This is a genomic window from uncultured Roseovarius sp. (genome assembly GCF_913054395.1).
GTDB lineage: Bacteria > Pseudomonadota > Alphaproteobacteria > Rhodobacterales > Rhodobacteraceae > Roseovarius.
In genome coordinates this window covers 1-5,018 of the sequence record NZ_CAJXIP010000197.1, presented here as the reverse complement: position 1 = coordinate 5,018, position 5,018 = coordinate 1, and the positions used below count along the sequence as shown (strand labels likewise).

The 5,018-nt window shown below is 60.7% G+C and carries 4 protein-coding genes and 2 pseudogenes; all 6 read right to left on the bottom strand.

Annotated elements, in window-relative coordinates; translation table 11 throughout:
• Positions 1-74 precede the first annotated feature (74 nt).
• Positions 75-290, bottom strand: coding sequence for a hypothetical protein (locus QZ522_RS17735; protein ID WP_294614718.1), 216 nt, complete (start codon positions 288-290; stop codon positions 75-77).
• A 113-nt stretch (positions 291-403) separates the two neighbouring features.
• Positions 404-2,071 carry a ribonuclease J gene (locus QZ522_RS17730; RefSeq protein ID WP_294614715.1) on the bottom strand — a complete coding sequence of 556 codons (1,668 nt, stop codon included), beginning with the start codon at positions 2,069-2,071 and terminating at the stop codon, positions 404-406.
• A 6-nt stretch (positions 2,072-2,077) separates the two neighbouring features.
• A complete protein-coding gene (locus QZ522_RS17725; protein ID WP_294614713.1) occupies positions 2,078-2,848 on the bottom strand; it encodes a type III pantothenate kinase in 771 nt (256 codons plus the stop codon).
• Between the two features lie 15 nt (positions 2,849-2,863).
• The gene (locus tag QZ522_RS17720; protein WP_294614711.1) at positions 2,864-3,622 is read right to left on the bottom strand and encodes a biotin--[acetyl-CoA-carboxylase] ligase; all 759 of its coding nucleotides are present in this window, start codon (positions 3,620-3,622) and stop codon (positions 2,864-2,866) included.
• 120 nt (positions 3,623-3,742) lie between these two features.
• Positions 3,743-4,360: pseudogene (locus tag QZ522_RS17715) on the bottom strand (proton-conducting transporter membrane subunit); the annotation flags it as partial.
• Between the two features lie 440 nt (positions 4,361-4,800).
• Positions 4,801-5,018: pseudogene (locus QZ522_RS17710) on the bottom strand (phosphonate ABC transporter substrate-binding protein); the annotation flags it as partial.

Sequence of the window (5,018 nt, the reverse complement as noted above, 5' to 3'; positions counted from 1 at the left end):
GCAGTTGACTGTTAATCAATTGGTCGTAGGTTCGATCCCTACCGCCGGAGCCAAAGAATTCAAGGGCTTAGCGCTCATCCGCTAAGTCCTTTTTCTTTTTTCGCCTCAAAATGAACGCCGAAGAGCAACACGACTCGTATTGGGGCGCTCGCACCGGGACAGTCGCGCTTATTGCAAAGATTGCCGCGCATCCCGGCGTCCTCATGGACGATCAGGAATACCGGCGATCTTGTTCCTTTCGTGTCGATGTCCCTCCGATCTTTGGGCGGAATGCCCGTTGCAAACGACAAGAACATCTCCCGGTCTGGCCCGCTCAATGACCTGCACGGCGGGGTTCCGCTCACGAAAAAGGGCGCGGCGCCAAGCGACCGCGCCCTTGTCCGGGTGACCTCAATCGAAGGTATCAGGCGCTGAGGCGGCTGATCACCACGGTGACCTCGGGGCGTTTGCCGATTTCATTCTGTGTGCTCTGACGCGCGATGCGGCGCAGCCCCTCTTCAAGCTTGTCATCATCGGCCAGCGTCTTGTCAGAGGCACGGCCGAGGAACTGGCTCAGGTCCTCTTCCAGAACATCGACAAGCGGCGCATGGCTTCGCCCGGTGGTGGCAAGACCCATGGTTTCGCACCAGGGTTCGCCAAGCGGGTCATCCTCTTCGTCCAGAATGATGTTGATCATCACATGCCCGTTCAGAGCCATGCGAATGCGATCCCGCACCACCCCGTCCATCGAGCCGATCTGAACCGAGCCATCAAGATAGGTGCGCCCGGTTTCGATATATTCGGCGACGGTGGGTTTGTTGCCGCTCAGGTCAACCATCATCCCGTTAACCACAAGCATCCCGCCAAGCCGGTTGGACTTGGCAAGCTTCACATGCTCGCGCAGGTGGCGATGTTCGCCGTGCATCGGGATCACCGTCTGTGGCTTGATGATCTTGTGCATCGCATCAAGATCGGGGCGGTTGGCATGGCCCGAGACGTGATAGCGGTCATCGCCCTCGATCACGTCAACCCCCATTTCGCTGAACTGATTCATGATCCGGATCACACCACGTTCATTGCCAGGAATTGTCTTGGACGAAAACAGGAAGGTATCGCCCTCTTTCAGGGTCATTCCCTGATATTTGCCGTTTGCAAGCTGGGCACTTGCCGCGCGGCGCTCGCCCTGGCTTCCGGTGACGATCAGCATGACGTTCTCGCGCGGCAATGCCTTGGCGTCTTCCGGGCTGATGGTCTTGGGAAAATCCTTGAGCACGCCGGTCTCGACACTGGCCTCGATCATCCGGCGCATCGCCCGCCCCATAAGACAGATCGAACGCCCGGCCCGTTCACCGGCCTCGGCCAGGGTTTTCACCCGCGCCACGTTGCTGGCAAAGGTCGTACAGACGAACATGCCCTTGGATTGCGCGACAAGACCGGTGATTGGCTCGGCCACGGAGGCCTCGGATCGGCCTTCATTGGAGCTGAACACATTGGTGGAATCGCAGATCATCGCCTTGACACCGGGTTCTGCAATGCTGGCCCACAATTCGCGGTCAAAGGCCTCGCCGACAACCGGGGTTTCGTCGATCTTGAAATCGCCGGTATGCACGATCCGCCCGCCCGCGCTGTCGATCACGAGACCAGAGCTTTCGGGGATCGAATGCGAAATCGGCACATAGCCCACGCTGAACGGGCCCGCCTGAACCATTTCGGGCCAGGGTGACACGGTCTTGACGGCGCTTTCAGGGTGACCGTACTCATCCATCTTGCGGCGGGCCAGATTAGAGGTAAAGGCACGGGCATAGATCGGCGCGCCAAGCTTTTCATAGCAATGCGCCACGGCGCCAAGATGGTCTTCGTGGGCATGGGTGATGAACACCGCCTCAAGCTGATCGCGCCGCTCGGCCAACCAGGTTATATCGGGCATGATAAGGTCCACCCCGGGCGTGCCATCCATATCCGGAAAGGTCACCCCGAGATCCACCAGGATCAGACGTTCCTTGCCGGGTTTGCCATAGCCATAGACATAGGCGTTCATACCAATTTCGCCCGCCCCGCCAAGGGGTAGGTAAATCAAACGTTCACTGCTCATGGGGCGTCAGCCCTCCTTGTTATACGCGTCAATCACGGTCAGCCCGTGCATCGTCAGATCATCGCGGAACACGTCGAAAATCGCGTGCCCCTGCTGGAATAACGGCGCCAGCCCGCCTGTTGCGACCACTTTCATGGCGCGGCCTCTCTCGGCCTTTATCCGGTCACATATCCCATTGATCAGCCCGACATAACCCCAGAACACCCCCGATTGCATGCAATCCACGGTATTGGTGCCGATGACGCGCTCGGGCTTGGTTATATCCACGTGCGGCAGGGCGGCGGCGGCCTCGTGCAGGGCCTGAAGCGACAGGTTCACGCCGGGTGCAATCACCCCGCCGATATAGGCGCCATCGCTCGCGACCACATCAAAGGTTGTTGCCGTGCCAAAATCCACGACAATAAGATCGCCGCCATAAAGATCGTAGCCCGCCACCGTATTTACAAGCCTGTCCGGCCCGACCTGTGTGCCCGCATCCACCCGCACATCCACCGGCAGGCGGCATTCCGGCTTGCCCACCACAAGCGGGCGACAGTTAAAATAGCGATCGGAAAAGACCCGCAGATTGAAGACCACCCGCGGCACGGTCGAACTGATCACCACCGAACTGATATCGGCCTTGATGCCGAAATGTGCCAGAAGCGTTGAAAACCAGACAAAATACTGATCCGCCGTGCGCTGATGCTCGGTCGAGGTGCGCAGCGTGCACAGGAACTTTTCGCCATCCCAGATCGAAAAAACGGTGTTGGTATTGCCACAGTCAATCGCCAAGAGCATCGCGGACATCCTCGCTTAGAAAAAAACCTCGGCGGCGGCAATCGCGTGGCGCCCCTTCGGGGTTGATAGAACAAGATTGCCCGCGCCGTCCACCGTCTCGAAGGTGCCGGTGACCTCTTCACGGCTGGTACGCGCGGTGATCACCTCGCCCAGGCGCGCCGCCCGCGCAAGCCAGGCCAGGCGAATAGGCTCGAACCCATAGGTGACAAACTGCGCCTCGGCGCGGGCATAGGCCGGGGCCAGAAAGTCAAGAAACGCCTCGGGGCTGATCGCCACGCCGGTGCCCGACAGGACCGACACCGGGGGCACCGCGCCGGGTTCGAGTGCACCCGCCTCAGGCGCCTCGCGCAGGTTCACCCCGATTCCGATGGTGAAATGACTAAACCCTGCCCCGCTGCCGGCACTTTCCAACAGAATTCCGGCAAGCTTGCCACCGTTCAGCAAGACATCATTGGGCCATTTAAGCGCAAAAGCCTCTGCCCGCCCGGTCACTGCTACCAAGGCATCAAACAGGGCCAGCGAGGCCACGAAAGACCGCAGCGCCACCTTGTCCGCGGTCTCATTGGGGCGCATCACAAGACTGGCGGCAAAATTGCCCTTGGGGTCGGCCCACCCGCGCCCGCGCCGCCCGCGCCCGGCGGTCTGCTCCAACGCCAAAATCCATTCCGGCCCCGCCAGGCCCGGAGCCACCCGTGCGGCCTCGGCATTGGTGCTGTCCACCGATGCCAGCACGCGCCGCCCATAGCCCTCGGGCCAGTCCCACTCAGACGCCATTTTCATCTTTCCCAAAATACTCCCGCCGGAGGCGCGCGCCCGGGCACCGGGCGCCAAAAATAAAAGCGACGCGCCCCTCGGGGCGCGTCACATGTGGATCAGACCGGATCGGGCGCATGTTCAGTTGACAAGCGTTGCCGCTGCCGCCTGTGCAATCGCCTCGACCCCGAACATGTTGATGATACCGACAAGCATGATTGCCGCAGAGGTCATCAGGAACGCCCATTGAACCGGCGAACGCCCGGTTTCAAGCGCTTCGCCCTCTTCGCCGAAATACATGTAGAATACGATGCGCAAGTAATAGAAGGCGCCGATCACGCTGGCCACCACACCGGCAACCGCCAGCCAGGCCAGGCCGCCCTCATAGGCCGCGCGCAGCACGTAGAGCTTACCGAAAAAGCCAAGCAGCGGCGGTACGCCCGCAAGGCTGAACAACAAGATCAGCATCGCCAGCGCCCGGCCCGGCTGGGCCTTGGCATACATATTCAGGCTGCGGATATCCGTCACCGGCTGGCCATCGCGCTCCATCGACAGGATAAAGGCGAAAGTGCCGATGTTCATGGTCACATAGATCGCCATGTAGATCAGCATCGCCTGCACACCGAACACCGTCCCCGAGGCAAGTCCCATCAGCGCATAGCCCATATGGGCAATCGAGGAATAGGCCATCCGACGCTTGATGTCGCGCTGTCCGATTGCGGCCACGGCCCCGACAAACATCGACAACAGCGACAGCACCGTGCCGCCAATCGCCCCCAGCAGCGTCGCGGCGCCGGCAATATTCAATGTCTCGATCAGGGCCGGGAAGAAATGCACCATATGGCCGGGCAACTCGGCGGCCTTTTGCGATGCTTCGGCCAGAACCTCGCCCGGGTAGTCCAGAATGCGATGAATGCCGTCGTAGAACGACCCTGCATTGCGGTCGTCAGCGGTGCGGAACCCGGCGGCCATCATCGCAATGAACAGGACCAGCAACACCCCGCCATAGAGACGTTTGCGCCGGGTCAGCTCGGTATATTGCATCCGGATCTCATCCACTGTCCGGGGGGCGTGGGCGGTCAGATCAGCCATGAATTCGTCCTGAGTCAAAAACGGACCACGAGAATAAAACAGGGTCCCGTGGTCAGAAATGCGGGGTCCGGACCGATCCGAACCCCGCGCCTGTTGTGCGAAGCTGCTTACTGGGATTTCAGCTTGCGGGCTTCGATGATCGCCTCATAGGCGTCGTGACCGATCGGCATGAAGCCTTTGGAGTCGCCGGCCGCGACAGCGTAGTAGCAGTCGTAATCCATCGCAGGCATGGAGGCCATCAGAGCGGTCATCTTGACCTTGACGGCCTCGGGCAGCGCCTTGCGCAGCACGATGGGACCTTCGGGGATCGGCTTGGACTGCCAGA